This is a genomic window from Micromonospora sp. NPDC023956 (assembly GCF_040639195.1).
In the GTDB taxonomy this organism is placed as follows: domain Bacteria; phylum Actinomycetota; class Actinomycetes; order Mycobacteriales; family Micromonosporaceae; genus Micromonospora.
In genome coordinates, this window is the sequence record NZ_JBEZZN010000002.1 from 454,551 (window position 1) to 473,973 (window position 19,423).

18 protein-coding genes and 1 pseudogene are annotated in these 19,423 nt (G+C 72.0%); 7 read left to right on the forward strand and 12 right to left on the reverse strand.

Going from position 1 to position 19,423, the window contains the following annotated elements:
* Positions 1-48: 48 nt before the first annotated feature.
* Positions 49-258 (reverse strand): BldC family transcriptional regulator, encoded by a 210-nt coding sequence (locus AB0F58_RS04610; RefSeq protein ID WP_007073996.1) that lies wholly within the window; start codon positions 256-258, stop codon positions 49-51.
* A 251-nt stretch (positions 259-509) separates the two neighbouring features.
* Positions 510-1,349 carry a hypothetical protein gene (locus tag AB0F58_RS04615; RefSeq protein WP_357137817.1) on the reverse strand — a complete coding sequence of 280 codons (840 nt, stop codon included), beginning with the start codon at positions 1,347-1,349 and terminating at the stop codon, positions 510-512.
* 175 nt (positions 1,350-1,524) lie between these two features.
* Here AB0F58_RS04615 and AB0F58_RS04620 point away from each other — a divergent pair, with 175 nt between their 5' ends.
* Together AB0F58_RS04620 and AB0F58_RS04625 are read left to right on the forward strand one after the other, a co-directional pair.
* The gene (locus AB0F58_RS04620; RefSeq protein WP_357137820.1) at positions 1,525-2,607 is read left to right on the forward strand and encodes a Glu/Leu/Phe/Val dehydrogenase; all 1,083 of its coding nucleotides are present in this window, start codon (positions 1,525-1,527) and stop codon (positions 2,605-2,607) included.
* Positions 2,608-2,947: 340 nt separating this feature from the next.
* Positions 2,948-3,163 (forward strand): DUF3073 domain-containing protein, encoded by a 216-nt coding sequence (locus AB0F58_RS04625; protein ID WP_357137823.1) that lies wholly within the window; start codon positions 2,948-2,950, stop codon positions 3,161-3,163.
* A gap of 144 nt (positions 3,164-3,307) precedes the next feature.
* Here the strand turns inward: AB0F58_RS04625 and amcA are convergent, their stop codons facing one another.
* The 5 genes from amcA to AB0F58_RS04650 form a co-directional block, all read right to left on the reverse strand.
* Positions 3,308-3,544 (reverse strand): multiple cyclophane-containing RiPP AmcA, encoded by a 237-nt coding sequence (amcA, locus tag AB0F58_RS04630; protein WP_357137826.1) that lies wholly within the window; start codon positions 3,542-3,544, stop codon positions 3,308-3,310.
* A complete protein-coding gene (gene amcB / locus AB0F58_RS04635; protein ID WP_357138711.1) occupies positions 3,513-4,616 on the reverse strand; it encodes a cyclophane-forming radical SAM peptide maturase AmcB in 1,104 nt (367 codons plus the stop codon). Before amcB ends, amcA begins: the two co-directional genes overlap by 32 nt.
* 133 nt (positions 4,617-4,749) lie before the next feature.
* A complete protein-coding gene (gene purM / locus AB0F58_RS04640; RefSeq protein ID WP_357137829.1) occupies positions 4,750-5,907 on the reverse strand; it encodes a phosphoribosylformylglycinamidine cyclo-ligase in 1,158 nt (385 codons plus the stop codon).
* Between the two features lie 93 nt (positions 5,908-6,000).
* Positions 6,001-7,566 carry an amidophosphoribosyltransferase gene (gene purF, locus AB0F58_RS04645; protein ID WP_357137832.1) on the reverse strand — a complete coding sequence of 522 codons (1,566 nt, stop codon included), beginning with the start codon at positions 7,564-7,566 and terminating at the stop codon, positions 6,001-6,003.
* Between the two features lie 153 nt (positions 7,567-7,719).
* A complete protein-coding gene (locus tag AB0F58_RS04650) occupies positions 7,720-8,082 on the reverse strand; it encodes a sterol carrier family protein (RefSeq protein WP_357137835.1) in 363 nt (120 codons plus the stop codon).
* A gap of 201 nt (positions 8,083-8,283) precedes the next feature.
* Here AB0F58_RS04650 and AB0F58_RS04655 point away from each other — a divergent pair, with 201 nt between their 5' ends.
* Positions 8,284-10,215, forward strand: a complete 1,932-nt coding sequence (locus AB0F58_RS04655; protein WP_357137837.1) for a carboxypeptidase regulatory-like domain-containing protein — start codon at positions 8,284-8,286, stop codon at positions 10,213-10,215.
* Positions 10,216-10,402: 187 nt separating this feature from the next.
* Here AB0F58_RS04655 and AB0F58_RS04660 read toward each other — a convergent pair whose 3' ends face one another.
* From AB0F58_RS04660 to purS, 4 genes are all read right to left on the reverse strand, one after another.
* The gene (locus AB0F58_RS04660; protein WP_357137841.1) at positions 10,403-11,158 is read right to left on the reverse strand and encodes a 2-phosphosulfolactate phosphatase; all 756 of its coding nucleotides are present in this window, start codon (positions 11,156-11,158) and stop codon (positions 10,403-10,405) included.
* Between the two features lie 4 nt (positions 11,159-11,162).
* Complete coding sequence (purL, locus tag AB0F58_RS04665; protein ID WP_357137843.1) at positions 11,163-13,862, reverse strand: phosphoribosylformylglycinamidine synthase subunit PurL; 2,700 nt, start codon at positions 13,860-13,862, stop codon at positions 11,163-11,165.
* A gap of 73 nt (positions 13,863-13,935) precedes the next feature.
* A complete protein-coding gene (gene purQ / locus AB0F58_RS04670; RefSeq protein ID WP_357137845.1) occupies positions 13,936-14,619 on the reverse strand; it encodes a phosphoribosylformylglycinamidine synthase subunit PurQ in 684 nt (227 codons plus the stop codon).
* The gene (gene purS / locus AB0F58_RS04675; protein ID WP_357137848.1) at positions 14,616-14,879 is read right to left on the reverse strand and encodes a phosphoribosylformylglycinamidine synthase subunit PurS; all 264 of its coding nucleotides are present in this window, start codon (positions 14,877-14,879) and stop codon (positions 14,616-14,618) included. The genes purQ and purS overlap by 4 nt, the downstream gene beginning before the upstream one ends.
* Positions 14,880-15,251: 372 nt before the next feature.
* Between purS and AB0F58_RS04680 the strand changes: the two genes are divergently transcribed.
* Positions 15,252-15,938 (forward strand): DUF1986 domain-containing protein, encoded by a 687-nt coding sequence (locus tag AB0F58_RS04680; RefSeq protein ID WP_357137850.1) that lies wholly within the window; start codon positions 15,252-15,254, stop codon positions 15,936-15,938.
* 80 nt (positions 15,939-16,018) lie between these two features.
* Positions 16,019-16,574: pseudogene (locus AB0F58_RS04685) on the forward strand (YbjQ family protein).
* A gap of 28 nt (positions 16,575-16,602) precedes the next feature.
* Here the strand turns inward: AB0F58_RS04685 and purB are convergent.
* Complete coding sequence (gene purB, locus AB0F58_RS04690; RefSeq protein WP_357137853.1) at positions 16,603-18,027, reverse strand: adenylosuccinate lyase; 1,425 nt, start codon at positions 18,025-18,027, stop codon at positions 16,603-16,605.
* Between the two features lie 413 nt (positions 18,028-18,440).
* On the opposite strand from purB, the gene AB0F58_RS04695 reads away from it, so the two are divergent.
* Both AB0F58_RS04695 and AB0F58_RS04700 read left to right on the forward strand, forming a co-directional pair.
* Entirely contained in the window at positions 18,441-18,905 is a 465-nt protein-coding gene (locus AB0F58_RS04695) for a helix-turn-helix domain-containing protein (protein WP_357137855.1), read from the forward strand.
* Positions 18,902-19,420 carry a hypothetical protein gene (locus tag AB0F58_RS04700; RefSeq protein ID WP_357137858.1) on the forward strand — a complete coding sequence of 173 codons (519 nt, stop codon included), beginning with the start codon at positions 18,902-18,904 and terminating at the stop codon, positions 19,418-19,420. The genes AB0F58_RS04695 and AB0F58_RS04700 overlap by 4 nt, the downstream gene beginning before the upstream one ends.
* The last annotated feature ends 3 nt before the right edge of the window (positions 19,421-19,423 follow it).

A 19,423-nucleotide genomic window follows, 5' to 3' on the forward strand; every position in this document is an offset into this window, starting at 1 on the left:
GACTCTCGTCCGCCGCCCCTGATCCGAACGTCTCCTGTGCCGTCCGGGTCAGTCCCCCTGGCGTTGCTGGGGGATCTGGCCCTGGAGCAGAGCGCGTACCTCCGACTCGCGGTAACGACGGTGCCCGCCCAAGGTGCGGATCGCACTGAGCTTGCCCGCCTTCGCCCACCGGGTCACGGTCTTCGGGTCGACACGGAACATCGACGCCACCTCGGCCGGTGTGAGCAGCGGCTCTGGTTCGTGCGTTCGCGATGCCATCGGTCACTCCTCCACGTGTATAGACACCGGCCGGGGTCCCGCCGGCCGACGCGTCTCCCATGGTCCGGCTAGTCCCCGATGTCCGACATGGGCCGAACGGCCGAAGGTCCCTAGACGGACGGATGAACCATGCCCGATTTATACGACTTTTATGCCCCAGAAACTACCTTATTCGGACTCATGATCACGGTTCGTGATGCGCCAATTACGAACTCGGCTCTCATTGTGGTCCTCTTTTGGGAGTCTTTGGGCTAGTTGCACCGTTCCAGTAGCTGCACCGCCCGCCACCGGGCGACCAGCTTGTCGTACGCCGCCGAAGCCTCCTCGGCCTCGCCCCGGGCCAGCCCGGCCAGCCCCGTCGCCACCAGGGCCGGCGAGTCGTCGGCCCGGAGAGTCTCCTCGGGAAGCAGGTCCACCAGGCCGCCGTAGTCCAGTTCCACCATCGACCGGGGATGGAACTCCTCCAGCCAGCGGGCGGCCTCCTCGACCGCCTGCGTGATCGGGACCTCCCCCACCGACTTGCGCAGCACCGACAGGGCCCGCGAGGACCGCCGACGGGCCTTGGACATCTCCGTCCGGTAGCGCAGCACCCGACGCCCCGGCTCGACGCCGAACTCCCGCTCCTCGGGGTCGACGAGGACGAACCAGCGCAGCGGCACGCCCCAGGTGGAGATCTGCTCGTGCAGCCGGGGCACCCCGTGCTCCAGCACCCGGGCACCGCTGCGCCAGTCCTCCACCACGGCCTTCGCCTGACCGGCCAGCACCGGTGGGACGAACGCGTCGGCGAGCACCGCCGGCACGCCCTCCCGCGCGCTCAGCGCCGCCTCGGCCACCCGGACCCGCAGGTTCCACGGGCAGACCAGCATCGCCTCGCCGGCCTCCAGCACGTACGCCTCGTCCGGCAGGTCGGGCAGGCGGGTCCAGCCCGCGCCGAGCGCCTCGATCACGGCCGTCCGCTGCCGGACCGGCCCCTCCTGCGGGGTCACCGCCCGCCCCTGGCGCGCGTACCGGCGCCAGTACGCCTGACGCTCCCGGTCGAAGGCGGTCAGCGGTTCGTACACACGCAGATATGAAGCGAAGAGCGACGGCACGGCGCGATCCTCCCACGAGAGCCCGGTCGGACCGCGCTGACGTCCCTGATCCGCGTCGGCCGCGGGAGGCGCTACGGAGACGATCGAGGACTAGGCTCGGCAGCGCCGGCACCATCCCGCCGGCCACCGCCAGGTTCCTGTCCCACAAGGACACACACCGAGACCAGGAGCAGTCATGGGCGTATTCGCGAGCAGCGACGACCCCGGCTCGTCCGGACACGAACAGGTCGTCTTCTGCCAGGACAAGCAGACCGGGCTGAGGGCGATCATCGCGATCCACTCCACCGCGCTGGGCCCCGCACTCGGCGGGACGCGCTTCTACCCGTACGCCAGTGAGGCCGAGGCCCTCGCCGACGTACTCGACCTGTCGCGCGGCATGGCCTACAAGAACGCGCTGGCCGGGCTGGACCTCGGCGGTGGCAAGGCGGTCATCTGGGGCGACCCGGAGAAGCTCAAGAGCGAGGCGCTGCTGCGCGCCTACGGCCGCTTCGTGGAGTCGCTGCACGGCCGCTACTACACCGCCTGCGACGTGGGCACCTACGTGGCGGACATGGACGTGATCGCCCGGGAGACCCGCTTCGTCACCGGCCGCAGCGTCGAGCACGGCGGGGCGGGCGACTCGTCCGTCCTCACCGCCTGGGGCGTCTTCCAGGGCATGCGGGCCGCCGCCGAGCACGTCTGGGGCACCCCGACGCTCGCCGGACGCACCGTCGGCGTGGCCGGTCTGGGCAAGGTCGGCCGACACCTCACCGGCCACCTGATCGACGACGGCGCACGGGTGGTGGCCACCGACGTCAACCCCCGGGCCTGCGAGTGGGCCCGGCAAACCTACCCCCAGGTCGAGCTGGTCCCGAACGCCTCCGCGCTGGTCACGGCCGACATCGACGTGTACGCGCCCTGCGCGCTGGGCGGTGCCCTGAACGACGACACGGTGCCGGCGCTGCGGGCGAAGGTGGTCGCCGGGGCGGCGAACAACCAGCTCGCCCACCCGGGCATCGAGAAGCTCCTCGCCGAGCGGGGCATCCTCTACGCCCCGGACTACGTGGTCAACGCCGGCGGGGTGATCCAGGTTGCCGACGAGATCGACGGCTTCAACTTCGAGCGGGCCAAGCTGCGGGCCACCCGGATCTACGACACCACCCGGGAGATCCTCCAGCTCGCCGACGCCGACGGGGTACCGCCGGCCGAGGCCGCGGACCGGCTCGCCGAGCGGCGGATGGCCGATGTCGGACGGCTCCGGACCATCCTGCTGCCCTGAACCGTCCGGTTCCCGGGGGCGGGGCGGTACGACCCGATCCGTCCCCGTTGGGCCGTTCGTACTGTTTTACCGGGCTACGTCGGGATTTTCGTATCGGCCGACCGTCGCCGTCACGGACCGGCGACGACCACTGTCCCGAGCGTCACGCCCACGTCCGAGGGCACTCCTTACCGGGTACACTTCGTAACGGCTGGTTGACTGCGACGCGCAGGGCCGGTCGACGGTAACCCGAGGTGCCGAACGTGGGCATCCCCATGTACCGTAAGAGCCACGAGAGATGCCTGACGTCATCGGGGCCCGCCTTCGGGCTGCCCCGAATTCTGTGCGAGGGGGTCGAGCCATGGGGCGCGGCCGTGCTAAGGCCAAGCAGACAAAGGTGGCCCGGGAGTTGAAGTACCACTCCCCGAACACCGACCTCACCGCCTTGCAGCGTGAACTGGCGGGTGCTGGCAAGTCGGACCACGACTTCGACGACGACTACAAAGAGTATGTCGACGACGATGACGAGGACCATCCGGACGGAGACTCGGACCCCTGGGTTCGTCCTGCCCGCTGACCCTCGGTCACGTTTGAGCACGCGGTAAGGCCCGCGTGCTCACGCATGTGCCCGGCGGGATCCGGCTGTACCAACTGACGATCGAGGGCCTGCCGTGCCCGCCGTCCGGCGCGCCCCGGCAGGTCCTCGATCGTCCCCTGCGTCTCACCTGGGTCGGTTGTTCCAGTTGTAGAACGTCGGGATGTTCTCGAAGTGGTTCCAGGCGCAGACCGCGCTGGCCCCGTCGCCACCCGAGACCTCAGCCCGGAGCCGGCGTGCCGCCTCAGCCTCGTGGAGCAGGGCGGTAAGGCCCGCCTCGGCTTCGTGTACCCGCTCCGCGACCACGTCCGTGGGCTTCCCTCCGACCGGCTCAGGCGGCCGGTGGCTGATGATCTCGGGCATGTTCCAACACTCCCTCGAGTAGGCGGATCTTGCTGTTGCGGCAGTGCTCGGTCTCCGTACCGTCGAAGCGCCCCTGTTCGAAGTAGCGGTTGGCGGCGTGACCGCCGCCGCAGAAGCCGAAGTACGGGCAGGAGTCGCGGCACGCCTCGACGCCGCTGAGGAACTCGCCGACCCAGGACGTCCGCTCCGCGGCGGCCAGGATGTCGGCCAGCGGGGTGTCCAGCACGTTCCCGCTGCTGAAGTCCCCGTAGCGGGGATCGGAGAAGCCGGCCAGCTCGGGGGAGAGCAAGGTCACGGACCCGTCGTACGCGACGGTGGGGATCGGGTCCAGCCGCCGGGGCAGCACGTCGTCGGCGGTCCCGTCCAGGATCGCCGAGGCGTACCGCAGGGACCACTCCACCTCCCGAAGGTGGATCCGGGGATCGCGACGCCAGGCGGCGACCAGTTCGGCCCAGAAGGCGGTCACCGTGGCGGCGTCGTGCGCGTTGCCCCGGAGGTTCACCCCCTCGGTCTCCTCGATGTTGACCCCGAGCACGTCACACCCGAGGCCGAGGAAGTAGTCGTACAGCTCGGTGGCGAGACCGGGCTCCGGTCGGCTGACCACCGCGAGCGCGGAGAACGGCAGCCCGTGCCGACGCAGCGCGGCCACCCCGCGCACGATCCGGTCGTACGCCGGCCGGCCACCCCGGGTGACCCGCTCGGCGTTGCGCTGCCGCCCGCCGTCCACGCTGACGCTGACCCGCACCCGGTGCTCGGTGAAGAACGCGCACCAGTCGTCGTCGATCAGCGTCGCGTTGGTCTGGACGTGATGCTCGACCGCCGGGCCGAAGGGCGCGATCAGCGCGGCGAGGTGCTCGCGCCCGGCCGCGAGGGGCTCCCCGCCGTGCCACACCACCGAGAACCGGCTGCGCTCGGCCCAGGGGTCGACCGCCCTCGCCACCGCCTCGGCGACCGCGACGGGCATCCGCCGGTCCGCCGCGCGCAGCGGGAGGTAGCAGTACCGGCAGTCCAGGTTGCAGAGCGTGGTCGGCTGCATCACGACGTACGTCGGGACGGCGGCGACACCGCGCATCCCGCTGAACGTCCGCTGCCGGACAGGCATCGCCCTCCTTCGCCGCTCACCTGAGGAACCTTCAGGCTAGGCGGCGATGGCTGTCCGGGTGAACCCCTCATCGGGTGTACGACTGATCGTCACGTGGTGACCGTCACCCTCGGGTGTGCTGGCCCACCATCCGCACGTTGCCGGTGCCCTCGATGATTTCGCCGGCCTGCCAGGCGTCGACCCCCCGGCCGGCCAGGGTGGCCAGCGCCCGGTCGGCGTCCTCGGCGGAGACGATGGCGAACATGCCGACGCCCATGTTGAAGGTGGACTCCATCTCCGAGTCCTCGATCCGGCCCTTGGCCTGGATCAGGTCGAAGATCGGCTGCGGCTTCCAGCTGGCCCGGTCGACCACCGCGTCGACGGTCTCCGGCAGGACCCGCACCAGGTTGCCGGGGATACCACCGCCGGTGACGTGGGCGATGGCCCGCACCTCGGCCTCGGCGATCAGCTTCAGGCAGTCCTGAGCGTAGATCTTGGTGGGGGTGAGCAGTTCCTCGCCGAGGGTGCGCTGCCGGCCGAAGTCCTCGATCACCACGTCGAGCCGCATCCGGCCCGCGCCGAGCAGCACGTGCCGGACCAGGGAGTAGCCGTTGGAGTGCAGGCCGGAGGAGCGCATCGCGATCACCACGTCGCCCGTCTCGACCCGGTCTGGACCGAGGATCTCGCTCTCCTCGACCACGCCGACACCGGTGGCGGAGACGTCGTACTCGTCGGGACGGAGCACACCCGGGTGTTCGGCGGTCTCCCCGCCGAGCAGGGCGCAGCCGGCGTACCGGCAGCCGTCGGCGATGCCCGCGCCGATCTCGGCGACCCGGTCCGGCACGACCTCGCCGCAGGCGATGTAGTCGAGCAGGAACAGCGGCTCGGCCCCGCACGCCACCAGGTCGTCGACGACCATCGCGACCAGGTCGATGCCGATGGTGTCGTGGATGTCGAGCTGCTGGGCGATGACCAGCTTGGTGCCCACCCCGTCGGTCGACGAGGCGAGGATCGGGTTCGTGTACTTCTTCGTGTCCAGCCGGAACAGGCCGGCGAAGCCGCCCAGGTCGCCCATCACCTCGGGCCGCCGGGTCTGCCGCACCTTGGACTTGAGCAGCTCGACCGCGCGGTCGCCCGCCTCGATCGAGACCCCCGCCTCCGCGTACGACGCCGACCGCTTACGGGCCCCACGACCCGTCCCGGCCGTCCAGGGCTGGCGCTCGCCACCGGTGCCGGACGGGCTGCTGCTTGCTGCGCCGTTGCGCTCGGACACGTGCGTCACGGTTCTCCCCTTTGTGGTCCTCGCGGTGCCGGCACCGCGGCGGGTCCCGTCGACCCGTCGATCAATGCCGCCGGCGACCCGCGCCGGGTGGTGCTATGAGCGGTGTACGGTCGCGCCGCCCGGAGTGGCGACGAGTGGTGGAGTGCCGCCGTGCTCCGCACCCCGGGGGGCGGAACGGGCGGTCTCCGGCGCGGTGCCGGTGACCCGGCGGCCCACACCCTCGAGCACGTGCTTGCCGATCAGGTTTCCGGCCGGCAGCTCGATCGGGTACTCCCCGTCGAAACACGCCCGGCAGAGTCGGGTCTTCGGCTGCTCGGTCGCGGCGATCAGCCCGGACAGCGAGACGTAACCCAGGGTGTCGGCCCCGATGGACCGGCGGATGCCCTCGTTGTCCAGCCCGTTGGCCAGCAGTTCGGCCCGGGTGGCGAAGTCGATGCCGTAGAAGCAGGGCCAGCTCACCGGTGGCGACGAGATCCGGACGTGCACCTCCAGGGCGCCCGCCTCGCGCAGCATCCGCACGATGGCCCGCTGGGTGTTGCCGCGCACGATCGAGTCGTCCACCACGACGATCCGCTTGCCGCGCACGTTCTCCCGCAGCGGGTTCAGCTTGAGCCGGATGCCGAGCTGGCGCAGGGTCTGCGAGGGCTGGATGAAGGTCCGCCCGACGTACGGGTTCTTCATCAGACCCGCGCCGTACGTGATGCCGGACTCCTCGGCGTACCCGATCGCGGCCGGGGTGCCGGACTCCGGCACCGGGATGACCAGATCCGCCTCGACCGGATGTTCCTTGGCCAGTTGGCGGCCGATCTGCACCCGGGTGGCGTGCACGTTGCGCCCGGCGAGGGTGGCGTCCGGGCGGGCGATGTAGACGTACTCGAAGAGGCAGCCCTTGGGCTCGGGGGCGGCGAACCGGGTGGACCGGAGCCCGTCGGCGTCGATGGCGATCAGCTCACCCGGCTCGACCTCGCGCACCACGCTCGCCCCGACGATGTCCAGGGCGGCGGTCTCGCTGGCGACCACCCAGCCCCGCTCCAGCCGGCCGAGCACCAGGGGACGGACGCCGTGCGGGTCCCGGGCAGCGTAGAGGGTGGCCTCGTCCATGAAGACGAAGCTGAACGCCCCGCGCAGCTTCGGGAGCACCTTCAACGCCGCCGCTTCGACGGACAGGTCGGGGTAGCTGGCCAGCAGCATCGTCACCAGGGAGGTGTCGTTGGTCGAGCCGTCCGACCCGAGGCCCCGCTCGGCGACCTCCCCCTGGAGGTCGGCGGTGTTCACCAGGTTGCCGTTGTGGGCCAGCGCGACGGTGGTGCCGGCGCTGGTGGAACGGATGGTCGGCTGGGCATTTTCCCAGGTCGAGCCGCCGGTGGTCGAGTAGCGGGTGTGCCCGATCGCCAGGTGGCCGCGCAGGCTCGCCAGGGTCGGCTCGTCGAAGACCTGGGCGACCAGGCCGAGGTCCTTGTAGACCACGACGCTGGAACCATCGCTCACCGCGATGCCGGCCGCCTCCTGGCCACGGTGCTGCAACGCGTACAACCCGAAATAGGTGAGATTGGCGACCTCTTCCCCGGGCGCCCAGACCCCGAAGACGCCACAGGCATCCTGGGGGCCGGGCCGCTGCGGGTCCAGGTCGTGGCTCAGCCGGCCGTCGCCTCGGGGCACCTGCCGCTCCCTCGTTGCTGTTCTGTCTGGCTGGGGTGGTGTCGTGCACGCGGATCCACGCGGTCTGCCGGGACGTCGACTCACAGTGTACGCGAGGCCATAGTGATACCGACAGTCACGAAACCACTCCTATCGGTCATCGACGGATGGTGATCATCCCAGCTCCAGCGGGAGATGGGCGGAGAGATCCGCCCGCACCCCACTCACCTGAACGCGACCCTCCGTGACCGCCGCCCCCCACTCCAGCCGTCCCGACGCGAGCGCGAGCCACACCGGTGGCGACATCTCCACGACGTTGGGTGGCGTACCGCGGGTGTGTCGCGGGCCGGGAAGGCACTGGATCGCGCCGTAAGGTGGAACCCGCACCTCCACCGATCGGCCGGGGGCGCGCTCCGCGAGGACGGCCAGCAGCGTCCGGACCGCCTCCCGGAGGACCGGCCGTTCGGGCGTACGCCCCTCGTCGAGCGCCGTCAGAGCCGCCGTGACCGCGGCGGACTTTATGTGCGGAGAGGACACGACGGGACGATACGACCCGCCAGTAGGGTTACCGACGTTGGCCCTGGGTCGCGCTCGTCCGGCCCGACAAGGCATAGTTGCCGACGGCGTTATTCAAACCGTGATGATCCCCGGGGCCCTGCCCCCACCGGGCCGGGGAAGTCAGACCGGAAGGCGGTGGACGTGTCAACACACCGACGAGCCTGGAACCAACGGGCCGGTGTGGTCGTAGCGCTGGTAACCGGCGCCCTGCTCGCCATCCCCGCCACACCCGCCCTCGCCGCCAACGTCAGCGTCTCCCCCGGATCGGTCACCCTCCAGGCCGGTGGCGACGCTACCGTCACGGTGCAGGTCAACCCCGGCGGGCAGGACGAAGAGGCCCGGCTGAGCGTGACCGGGCTGCCGTCCGGAGTGAGCTGCTCGGGATGCAACGGCGAGGTCGAGTTCGACCAGCCGGGTCAGCAGAAGTCCGTCCTGCTCACCCTCAAGGCGAGCGACGGGGCACGGGCCGCCAACGGCTCGGTGACCGTCCGGGTCGAGGCCGACTCCGGCCCGGCCACGGCCAACTTCTCGTTGACCGTGCAGGCCCGTCCGGCGGATCCGACGCCGTCGCAGAACCAGACCGTACGGCGGATCTCCGGCAAGGTGACCAACACCGCCAACGGCAAGCCGGTGCCCAACGCCACCGTGGCCCTGATGGACTCCCAGCGCCACCAGTACACGACCACCACGGACGAGGACGGCGACTGGCGGTTCGACGGTTCCGCGCAGAACCCGATCACCCCCGGTCAGATCGTCCTCGGCGCGAGTTTCAACGAGGTCCGCAAGACCGTCACGATCAACGCCAGCGCCGGTCAGAACATGACCGGGCAGCGGATCTCCCTCGCCCTGCCGGTCGAGGCGACCGCCTCCCCCACGCCGGGCACCACCGAGGAGCCGGTACCGACCGAGGACCCGGTCGAGGAGCCCACCGAGGAGCCCGGCGCCACTCCCGGAGCGGCGACCAACGCCGCCGAGGAGGACTCCGGCGGGTTCGACTCCTGGTTGCTGATCATCCTCGGCGGCCTCTTCGTGGCCATCGGCGTCGGCACCATCGTGCTGCTCTGGATGCGGCGCCGGGAGAGCCCGGACGACGAGGACGCCGACGACGTCCGAGGTGCGGCGGCGACCCCGGCGGCACGTGGGGCGCTCCGCGGTGGCGCGGACGACGCGACCCGGGTGGTGAACCGGGTCGGCCCCGACGCGACCATGGTCGGTGGCGCCTCCCTCGCGGACGCGCCCACGATGATGCACAACCGGCCGCTCGTCGACGACGTCCCGCCGGACCCGTACGGCGCGCCACCGCCCCAGCCCGGACAGGGCTACGGCTCGGCCGGTCAGGGTGGCTGGTCCGGGGGTGGCTACGGCGACGCGGCCCCGACCCAGGCCGGTGGCTACGGCACCGGTGGCTACGGCGCCGCGCCCTCCTCCGGCGGTCCCTACGGGAACGCCCCCTCGTCGGGGAGCCCGTACGGCACCGCGCCCGCCTCGGGCGGTGGCTACGGGAACGCCCCTTCCTCCGGCAGCCCGTACGGCACCGCACCGGCCTCCGGCGGCGGCTACGGCGGCCAGCAGGACTACGGCACTCCGGGGGGCGGCTACACCCCGCCGGCTCAGGGCGGCGGCTACGGCGAACGGTACGACGAGCCGACCGGTCGCTACTCCGAGGGCACCCAGGCCTACACGCCGCCTGCGGACCCGTACCCCACCTCGACCTACCAGCCCGCCGACGGGACCTACGGCCAGGATCCGGGCACCGGCTACGGCCGGGGTCAGGAGCCGACCGGTGGCTACGGCGGCTACGGCCAGCAGCAGGGCCCCGGCTACGGCCAGGACGCTCCCCGGGGCGACTACGGCCAGGACCCGCAGCAGGGAGGCTACGGCTACGGCCAGCAGCAGGGCGCCGGCTACGGTCGCGGTGGCTACGACCAGCAGGGTGGCTACGGCGGCCAGCAGGGTGGCTACGGCCAGGACCCGCAGCAGGGCGGCTACGGCTACGGCCAGCAGCAGCAGGGCTACGGCGACTACGACCAGCAGCAGGGTGGTCGGGACCGGGACGGCCAGCCCCCGCAGCAGGACCGGGGCAACCGCCGCCTGGACTGGCTGGACGACTGACCCGAACCGGGCTCGCCCCGGCGACACGACCAGCTTCGGCGGCGATGTGGATCTCCCACCTCGCCGCCGAAGTCTGTGTGGTCAGCGTCGGCGGCCACCAGCAGGGGGCGGGTGTCCGTGCTCGGCTCGGGCGCGGCGACGGGGCCGGTCGCGCGTGGGGCGCACGTGGGGGCGGAGGGTGCGCGGGTCAGATCGCGGAGAAGACGCTGTGGCGCAGCACCGGCACCACCGGGGAGACCCCGACCTCCACCGCGATGTCGACATCGTCGGCGAAGCCCCGCTCGACGAGTTCCCGCCCGGAGACACAGCCCCGCACAGCGGCCGGCACGTCGGGGGTGCTCGCCAACGCGGCGAGCGCCATCGCCGCCTCGATCGAGAGCCCGCCCGGGACCCCGGAGAGCGCGTCGAGCACACACGCCGCGCCCAGCTGGTCCTCCACGGAGGGGCGCAGCGAGCCGTCCGGCCAGCGCTCGCCCGAGGCGACCACGCCGATCGGCGCGTCGACGGTGCCGTACCCCCGCCCGCGCAGCCAGTGCCCGACGGCGTCGGCGTTGCGCAGACAGGCCGCCACCACCGGCAGCCCGGTCGCGCTGGCCGCCGCGCAGATCGCCGAGCCGTTCGGCGACGGCAGCACCAGATCGGGTACGACCGGTGCGGTCCGCAGCGCCGCCGGCGAGAGCGACCACGGGTGGTCACGGGTCACCTGATGCCGGCCGACCGCAGCCACCGCGCCCACCCGCAGGGCGTAGTCGGCAGCCTGTTCGCCCCAGGGGAACGGGTGGACGCGGATCCCCCGGGCGACCGCGACCTCCACCGAGGTGGTGAAGGAGAGCACGTCCACCACCACCAGGGCGGCGCAGACCCGACCGAGTTCCGCCGCGCCGGCGAGTCCCCAGTCGAACCGGGCACCCGTACCGGGCTGGGTGTGGACCGGCGCGGACACCGCCTCAGCGCCGGTCGGTGGCGGTGTTCTCCCCGTCCCCGTCGGCGGTCGCCCCCGGGTCGCTCTCGACCGGGTCGGCCCCGGTCGCGACGCGCTCCGTGGCCGGCGTGGTCCCCCCGGCCGACGCGGCGTCGACGGCCGACGCGGAACCGGCGACCGCCTCCGCGCCGTACTCGTCAGCCGCACCAGAGGAACCGTCGGCGACCGTGTCCCCGACCGGTGCCACCCCGGCCACGGACACCGCCTCGGCGGCCCCGGCCACCCCGGTCGCCGGAGCGGGGACGTCGACCACCTCGGCGGCGCCGAAGAGCCCCGGCAGGGTCGCGGTGTAGGCGTCCCGCAGCTCGTCCAGGCCGACCTGGAACTGCCCGCGCACCTCCAGCACGCCGCCGGTCGGGTCGGTGACCCCGATCGCCTCCGCCGGCACTCCGCGCTCGGCACACAGGGCGCTGAACGCCTTCTCGTGGCCGCGCGGCACCGAGACCAGTGCCCGCGTGGCGGACTCGCTGAAGAGGTAGACGAACGGCAGCGAGCCGGTGGCGAACTGGTCCGGCAGGGCGATCCGGGCTCCGACGCCCCGCCGCAGGCAGGACTCGACCAGGCTCTGCGCGAGACCACCGTCGGAGAGGTCGTGCGCCGAGCTGAGATGCCCGACCCGGGCGGCCTCGGCCAGCAGCTCGGCCAGCGCCTGCTCGCGGGCCAGGTCGACGCGGGGCGGGATGCCGCCGAGGTGACCGTGGGTCACCCAGGCCCACTCCGAGCCGGACAGCTCGTTACGGGTCTCGCCGAGCAGGAAGATCAGGTCGTGCTCGTTCGCCGGTCGGGTCGCGAAGCCCATCGGCACCCGGGTGGCGACGTCGTCCAGCAGGCCGAGCACACCGACCACCGGGGTCGGGTGGATGGCCGCCGCGCCGGTCTGGTTGTAGAAGCTGACGTTGCCGCCGGTCACCGGGATGCCCAGTTCCTGGCAGCCGTCCGCGAGACCGCGCACCGCCTCGGCGAACTGCCACATCACGCCCGGGTCCTCCGGGGAACCGAAGTTCAGGCAGTTCGTGACCGCGATCGGCTTCGCACCGGTGACCGCCACGTTCCGGTACGCCTCGGCGAGCGCCAGCCGGGTGCCGTGGTACGGGTCGAGGCGGGCGTACCGACCGTTGCCGTCCACCGAGAGGGCGACGCCCAGCCCGGTGCGTTCGTCGATCCGGATCACGCCGGAGTCCTCCGGCTGGGCGAGCACGGTGTTGCCCAGCACGTACCGGTCGTACTGCTCGGTGACCCAGGTGCGGTCGCAGAGGTTCGGCGACGCGATCATGCGGAGCAGGGTCTCCCGCAGCGCGTCCGGCGTGGCCGGTCGGGGCAGCGTCTCGGCCCGGTCGGCCTGGAGCAGGATCAGGTCGGCCGGTTCCCGCATCGGGCGGGCGTAGACTGGCCCGTCGTCGACCAGCGAGCCGGGCGGGACGTCCACGACGAGCTGGTCGCGCCAGGTGACGTACAGCCGGCCGGGCTGCCCGTCCGGCGACGGCGCGGTGACCTCGCCGATGGCGGTGGCGAGTACGCCCCACTTCTCGCAGGTCTTGAGCACCGCCTCCAGCTTCTCCGGCTCGACCACCAGCAGCATCCGCTCCTGGGACTCGCTGGCGAGGATCTCGTGCGGTTCCATCGAGGGCTCGCGCAGCGGCACCCGCTCCAGCCAGACCCGCATGCCGGTGCCGGCCGCCGCGGCGGTCTCGGTGAGCGCGCAGGTGAGCCCGGCGCCGCCGAGGTCCTGGATGCCGACGACCAGTTCGGCGTCGTACAGCTCCAGGCACGCCTCGATGAGCAGCTTCTCGATGAACGGGTCACCGACCTGCACCGACGGGCGGCGCTTCTCGCTGCCCTCGTCGAAGGTGGCGCTGGCCAGCACCGACACGCCGCCGATGCCGTCCCGGCCGGTCTTGGCGCCCATCAGCACCACGACGTTGCCGGGGCCGGCGGCCTCCTTCTTCTGGAGCCGGTCGACCGGCAGCACGCCGAGGCAGAGCGCGTTGACCAGGGGGTTGCCCTGGTAGCACGGGTCGAAGACCACCTCGCCGCCGATGTTCGGCAGGCCGAGGCAGTTGCCGTAGCCGCCGACGCCGGCCACCACGCCGGGCAGCACCCGGGCGGTGTCGGGGTGGTCGGCCGCGCCGAAGCGCAGCGGGTCCATCACCGCGACCGGACGCGCGCCCATGGCCAGGATGTCCCGCACGATGCCGCCGACACCGGTCGCCGCACCCTGGTACGGCTCGACGAAGCTCGGGTGGTTGTGCGACTCGACCTTGAAGGTCACGGCCAGGTCGTCGGAGACCTGGACCACGCCGGCGTTCTCGCCGATGCCGGCGAGCAGCCGGTCGCTCGGCGGGGCCTTCTCACCGAACTGGCGCAGGTGCACCTTGCTCGACTTGTAGGAGCAGTGCTCGCTCCACATGATCGAGTACATCGCCAGTTCGGACTGGGTGGGACGCCGGTCGAGGATCTGCCGGATCCGGTCGTACTCGTCGTCCCGGAGCCCCAGCTCTGCGTAGGGCTGCAACTCGCCCGGGGTGTCGGTGGCCCGGGGCACGGTGTCGAGACGGCCGAACGGGGCGGCGGAGGCGACGGGGCCGGCCGGGGCGTCGGCCACCGGACGCGGCTCGGCCGGGGCGCCCGTGGTGGGGTGCGCCGCCGGGTCCGGGTGGGTGGTCATGACCTCTCCTCGTTGCGCTCGTGGCCACCGCGTCGGGGGTGGCTGAGCCGACCGGTGATCCGGTGGGGCTGGCTCACGCCGGCGCTCCCACCAGGTGCTTGAGGACCGAGGTGAAGAAGCCGAGGCCGTCCAGGGACGGGCCGGTGAGCGCCTCCACCGCGTGCTCCGGGTGCGGCATGATGCCGACCACGTTGCCGGCGGAGTTGGTGATCGCGGCGATGTCCCGCTGCGACCCGTTCGGGTTGCCGCCGAGGTACCGGGCGACGACCTGGCCCTCGCCCTCGAGCCGGTCCAGGGTCGCGGTGTCGGCGACGTAGCAGCCCTCGCCGTTCTTGACCGGGATCAGGATCTCCTGGCCGGCCTGGTACGTGTTCGTCCAGGCGGTGCCGGTCGCCTCGATCCGGAGGATCTGGTCCCGGTTGCGGAAGTGCAGGTGCTGGTTGCGGGTGAGCGCGCCGGGCAGCAGGTGCGCCTCGCAGAGGATCTGGAAGCCGTTGCAGATGCCGAGCACGGGCAGTCCGCCCCGGGCGGCGTCGACGATCGTCTCCATCACCGGGGCGAACCGGGCGATCGCCCCGCACCGGAGGTAGTCGCCGTAGGAGAACCCGCCGGGCAGCACCACGGCGTCGACGCGGTGCAGGTCGGCGTCGCCGTGCCAGAGCCGGACCGGCTCACCGCCGGCGATCCGGACGGCCCGGGCGGCGTCCCCGTCGTCGAGCGAACCGGGGAAGGTCACCACGCCGATGCGGGCGGTCACGGCCGCGTTTCCACGGCGTCGTCGGCCTCGACCAGGCGGACGGTGAAGTCCTCGATGACCGGGTTGGCGAGCAGCTTGTCGGCGATCTCCCGAGCCCGGTCCAGGTCCGGTTCACCGGTGAACTCGATCTCGACACGCCGACCGATCCGGACGGAGGCGACGTCACCGACGCCGAGCCGCGGCAGCGCGTTTGCGACGGCCTGGCCCTGCGGATCGAGAATCTCGGGCTTGAGCATGACGTCGACGACGACGCGAGGCACTGGGCACTCCTGACTGTGTACGCAGTTGGGTGCCGACCCACAACGGGCGAGCGCAGCCAGCCTACCTGGCAGATAGCGGTCCGAACGCACCGGCCGGCGGCAGCCCGCGAGGTGATCCACATTACCGAGCGCAACAGCCGGAGGCCAGCACCGGGCGGGTCGTGTCGGCCGACCCGTGCCGCCTTCCGCAGGGGCACCCGGGCAACTGATATGTAGCGATCAGTATCGATAGGACTCTTGTCCGTGGACGCGCGGAACCCCTACTGTACGTCGACAGATATCGATGAAGCGCTGGCCGTCCGGCGGATCCACCGGCCGTCGACGGCTCTCCCCACCCGGTTCCCGGTAAACCCCGTGAAGGAGTCCCCCGCCATGCGAATCCGCTCCCTGGTCGCCGCAGTCAGCGCCGCCTTCGTCGGCATGATCGGCCTCGGCTCGCCCGCCGTGGCCGCCGAGCCGGCCCCGGTCACCCCGTACATCATCGGAGGCAGCCTCGTCTCCTCCGCGCCGTGGGCCGCTGCGGTGTTCGCCAACGGCTCCTTCACCTGCTCCGGCAGCGTGATCGCCGCCGACTGGGTGCTCACCGCCCGGCACTGCGTCAACGGCACGATGTCCGTCCGGGTCGGCAGCGTGTACCACGCCTCCGGCGGCACCACCCGCACCGTCAGCGCCTCCTACAGCCGCTACGACCTCGCGCTGCTGCGCCTGTCGAGCCCGGTGAGCACCTCGTACGTCTCGCTGGCCACCGCCAACCCGCCGACCGGCTCGACCAACACCATCTTCGGCTGGGGCATGACCTGCTACAGCGGCTGCTCCGCCTCCCCCCAGATGAAGACCGCCAGCGTGCAGGTGACCGGTCTCACCACCGACGCGTACGGCGGCCAGGCGATCCGGAGCAGCCGGATCAACGGCAACGCGTGGCGGGGCGACTCGGGCGGCCCGCAGTTCTACAACGGCCGCCAGGTCGGCGTCGCCTCCACCGCCGACGGCCGGAGCATCCAGAACTACGGCAGTGTCGCGTACAACCGGGCCTGGATCACCTCGGTCTCCGGCGTCTGACCCTGCCCGGGTGAGCGGGATGCGACCCCGCTGACCGCCTTCCCACCCGTCGTGCCGACTCGGCGCGGACGGCCCGGCTCGTGCCGGCCGTCCGCGCCGCGCCGTTTCGCAGCATCCGGCGAGGTGAACACGGCTCGCAGACCGCCCACCGGGGCGGGTGCCAGCATCGATGACGTGCTGGTCGTGACGACGGATACGCTGCCCGGCTACGAGATCCGCCAGGTTCTCGGCGAAGTGGTCTCCTCGATGGCCAGGACACGGAACCCCTACCGCGAGGGCGTGAAGAACCTGCGCGGCGGCGCGTACGACCCGATGGCGTCGGACAACCTCACCCGCTGGCGTACCGACTCGGTGACCCGGCTCGGCGAGGAGGCCCGCCGGCTCGGCGCGAACGCCGTGCTCGGGATGCGGTTCGACAGCCGCGACTGCGGCGAGATGTGGATGGAGGTGTGCGCCTACGGGACCGCGGTGGTCGCCGTACCCCGGGCGCCCGAGACCATGCCCCCGGACCAGCCGGTCGTCGCGGCCGACACCGCCCACCAGGCGGGTATCGCCGAGGCCCCGGGCAAGCTTCCCGAGGCGCCCAGCGCCCCCGACCTCTCCACCGCCGCGGAAACCCCGACCCCGCGCCCCTGACCCGCGCTCCTGACCCCGGCGGGCGGGGTCAGAGGATGGGGGGCGGGGAGTAGGTGGCGGCCTCGGGGTGCTCGGTGACGATCTTCGTGATCCGGGCGGTGACCGAGGCGACCTGGGCCCCGGCCGCCCCGACGAAGGCGGCCCGGTCGGCGACCAGGGTGTCGATCTCGGCCCGGGTGAGCCCGAGGCGGGGATCGGCGGCCAGCCGGTCGAAGAGGTCGTTGCCGGCGACGCCCCGCTCCCGCATGGCCAGCGCCACCGCGACCGCGTGCTCCTTGATCGCCTCGTGCGCCACCTCGCGGCCCACGCCCCGGCGCACCGCCGCCACCAGGATCTTCGTGGTCGCCAGGAACGGCAGGAAGCGCTCCAGCTCCCGCTCGATCACCGCCGGGTACGCCCCGAACTCGTCGAGCACGGTGAGGAAGGTCTGGAACAGCCCGTCGGCGGCGAAGAAGGCGTCCGGCAGGGCCACCCGGCGCACCACCGAGCAGGAGACGTCCCCCTCGTTCCACTGGTCGCCGGCCAGCTCGCCGACCATCGACAGGTAGCCCCGGATGATCACCGCGAAGCCGTTGACCCGCTCGCTGGACCGGGTGTTCATCTTGTGCGGCATCGCGCTGGAACCGACCTGGCCCGGCTTGAAGCCCTCGGTGACCAGCTCCTGCCCGACCATCAGCCGGATCGTGGTGGCCAGCGAGGAGGGAGCGGCAGCCACCTGGGAGAGCGCGGCGAGCACCGCCACGTCGATCGAGCGCGGGTAGACCTGCCCGACGCTGTCCAGCACCCGGCTGAACCCGAGGTGCTCGGCCACCCGCCGCTCCAGCTCGGCGACCTTCTCCGCGTCCCCGTCGAAGAGGTCGAGCTGGTCGGCGGCGGTGCCGACCGGCCCCTTGATCCCGCGCAGCGGGTACCAGTCGATCAGGTCCACCAGCCGCTCGTAGGCGATGATCAGCTCCTCGGCGGCCGACGCGAAACGCTTGCCCAGCGTGGTGGCCTGCGCGGCGACGTTGTGCGAGCGCCCGGCCACCACCAGACCGGAGTGCTCGTGGGCGAGCCAGGCCAGCCGGGCCAGCGCGGCCACCACCCGGTCCCGGACCAGCTCCAACGAGCGGCGGACCTGGAGCTGCTCGACGTTCTCGGTGAGGTCCCGCGAGGTCATCCCCTTGTGCACGTGCTCGTGCCCGGCGAGCGCGTTGAACTCCTCGATCCGGGCCTTCACGTCGTGCCGGGTGACCCGCTCGCGGTCCGCGATCGAGGCCAGGTCGACGTCGGGCAGCACTCGCTCGTACGCCTCCACGACCCCGTCCGGCACCGCGACGCCGAGGTCGCGCTGCGCCCGGAGCACGGCGAGCCAGAGCCGCCGTTCCATGCGGACCTTCTCCTCCGGGGACCAGAGGGCGACCAGCTCGGGGGAGGCGTAACGGTTGGCGAGCACGTTCGGGATCGTCGTCACCCGGCCATTCTCCGGTACGCGCAGGGCAGCGTCCCACCCAGGTCAGCGCCCTCGCGGCGGCGGTCGTACGGGCTCGGCGGACCCGGCGCGGCGTTTCGTGATCCCGTCCGGCCGCACCCCGGACGGGATCGGGACGCCCCCGCTGGGACTGGATCTCTCGCCAGCCGTTGCACCGGCCGGAGCGCGTCGCTAAGGTGCGTGCAGAGGCCGGCATCTCCCCCCGTGGATGCCGGCCTCTGCATTCCCGGATCGACGCCTGTCCCCCCGACGCGCGATACCGGAATGAGATGGCGACCAGGCCCCAACCACGCGCCAACATCGATGAGCCTACGATGGAGCGCCGAGGGCGTCAACTGACGTTAATAGCATGACTGGACAATTAATCACAGCTTCCTGATGGCGGAGGTGACGCCGTGAGCAGCACAGCCGAGGGCGGCACGTCGTTCGCGGACCGGCTCAACCTGCTCTTCGACACGATCCGACCGGCCGGTCGGGAGACCCCACACAGCAACCGGGACGTGGCAAGCGCAATTCGGGCAGCCGGGGGGTCCATTTCCGACGTGTACGTCTGGCAATTGCGGACCGGTCGCCGGACGAACCCCACCAAAGAGCACATAGAAGCGCTGGCGCAGTTCTTCGGGGTGAGTCCGGCGTACTTCTTCGACGACGAGCAGGCCCGGCACACGATCGCCGACCTGCGCACGCTGGACGCGCTGCGCAAACTCCAGGTACAGCACGTGTCCCTGCGAACCGTCCTCCAGCACAAGGGCCTCTCACCGGCCAGCCAGCAGGTGATCCAGCAGATGGTGGACCGCTGCCTGGAGCTGGAGGGGCTCGCCGGCGGGGACCCCGGAACGACGGCGGACGGACGGTCATGACCGGGTGGCGTGCCAAACGACGGTTGACGCGCCTCACCAGCGGTATCCGGATCCCGGCGACGGCCGACAGCGCGGCGCTCTGCGGTGCCGTGGCCGAGCGCCTCGACCGACCGGTCCAGCTCCTGCCCCTCCCCCTGCCCACCGACGCGCCCTGCGGCATCGTGATCTCCACACCGCAGAGTCACTACGTGGCGTACGACAACCGGACCAGCCCGCTGCACCAGCGGCACATCGTCGCCCACGAGCTGGGCCACCTGCTCGCCGGGCACGCCGCCCGACCGGTCAACGCCGGCGACCTGACCCGCCTGCTCATGCCGACCCTCGACCCCGACATGGTCACCTCGGTGCTCGGCCGGATGCCCGGCTACGACGAGCGGGCCGAGTGGGAGGCCGAGATGATCGCCGACCTGCTCCGCAAGCACTCCGCCCGCCGGGAGACCCCGCCCGTCGTCGACGCGGACCCGTCGACCGCGGCGGTCGTCGACCGGATCCGGCAGTCCCTCGGCGGGCTGTGAGGC

Excerpts from the sequence above, each read along its gene's own strand:
- amcB (WP_357138711.1), bottom strand. The coding sequence starts at position 4,616 with ATGCGCGGTGTCGCCGCCGTCCCGACGTACGTCGTGATGCAGCCGACC.
- amcA (WP_357137826.1), bottom strand. The coding sequence starts at position 3,544 with ATGCCCGAGATCATCAGCCACCGGCCGCCTGAGCCGGTCGGAGGGAAG.
- AB0F58_RS04625 (WP_357137823.1), top strand. The coding sequence starts at position 2,948 with ATGGGGCGCGGCCGTGCTAAGGCCAAGCAGACAAAGGTGGCCCGGGAG.
- AB0F58_RS04700 (WP_357137858.1), top strand. The coding sequence starts at position 18,902 with ATGACCGGGTGGCGTGCCAAACGACGGTTGACGCGCCTCACCAGCGGT.
- purL (WP_357137843.1), bottom strand. The coding sequence starts at position 13,862 with ATGACCACCCACCCGGACCCGGCGGCGCACCCCACCACGGGCGCCCCG.
- AB0F58_RS04620 (WP_357137820.1), top strand. The coding sequence starts at position 1,525 with ATGGGCGTATTCGCGAGCAGCGACGACCCCGGCTCGTCCGGACACGAA.
- AB0F58_RS04680 (WP_357137850.1), top strand. The coding sequence starts at position 15,252 with ATGCGAATCCGCTCCCTGGTCGCCGCAGTCAGCGCCGCCTTCGTCGGC.
- AB0F58_RS04610 (WP_007073996.1), bottom strand. The coding sequence starts at position 258 with ATGGCATCGCGAACGCACGAACCAGAGCCGCTGCTCACACCGGCCGAG.